This window comes from Gilvimarinus gilvus (assembly GCF_030518155.1).
Lineage (GTDB): Bacteria > Pseudomonadota > Gammaproteobacteria > Pseudomonadales > Cellvibrionaceae > Gilvimarinus > Gilvimarinus gilvus.
On the sequence record NZ_JAULRU010000291.1, the window covers coordinates 1 to 398 of the forward strand.

General features: G+C 62.3%; 1 protein-coding gene. It reads right to left on the bottom strand.

Features of this window, described 5'->3' with window-relative positions; translation table 11 throughout:
• Positions 1-398: aldehyde dehydrogenase family protein (locus QWI17_RS04865; protein WP_302721388.1), on the bottom strand; the 398-nt coding region annotated here is incomplete at both ends.

The following is a 398-nucleotide window of genomic DNA, read 5'->3' on the forward strand; positions in this document are numbered from 1 at the left end:
CCCTTGAGCAGGGTCGGCTGAATGTAATAGCCGCTGGCCAGGTCACCCTGCAGGCGCTCGGCGGCACCGCCAGTGAGCAATTCGGCACCCTCCTCCCGGGCAATCTGCAGGTACGAGAGGATCTTGTCGTACTGCTGCTCCGACGCCTGGGCGCCGACCATGGTTTCGGTGTCCAGCGGGTTGCCACGGCTGATCTTGGCGATCTTCTTCATCACCTCGGCCATGAACGGTTCGTAGATCGACTCCTGGATCAGCGCACGCGATGGGCAGGTGCACACCTCGCCCTGGTTGAAGAACGCCAACACCAGGCCCTCGGCGGCTTTCTCGATGAACGCCGGCTCCGCCTGCATGATGTCTTCGAAGAAGATGTTCGGCGACTTGCCACCCAGTTCGACGGT